The organism is Micromonospora sp. DT4 (genome assembly GCF_049841675.1).
GTDB lineage: Bacteria > Actinomycetota > Actinomycetes > Mycobacteriales > Micromonosporaceae > Micromonospora.
This window is the reverse complement of sequence record NZ_JBNCKT010000479.1, coordinates 1-268: the sequence shown is the minus strand read 5'-3', so window position 1 is coordinate 268 and position 268 is coordinate 1. Positions and strand designations below refer to the sequence as shown.

Annotated in this window: 1 protein-coding gene; it reads right to left on the bottom strand. The window is 77.2% G+C overall.

The genetic code is table 11. The features are described from left to right. The coding region (locus ACLQ24_RS30605; protein ID WP_425895195.1) for an AAA family ATPase at positions 1-268 on the bottom strand (268 nt) is incomplete at both ends.

Below are 268 nucleotides of genomic sequence, written 5' to 3'. Positions count from 1 at the left end.
AAGGCGGCCTCGACCATGGCGGTCTTGCCGGTGCCGGGCGGCCCGTACAGCAGCACGGGCACCTGCTGGGTGCGCAGCCGCCGCAGTTCCTCGACGTCCCAGCCCCGGCCGAGCCGCCGCGGGTGGTACAGCGTGCCGTTCGGTCGCGGTACGGGCGCGGGCCGTCCCTGCCGGCCACCACCGCTGCTGCCGCTGGAGCGGGTGCGGGGCGCGGCGGGTGGGAGGGTGCCGGCGGCGTCGATGCCGGCCTGGGTGATCTGGAAGCGGT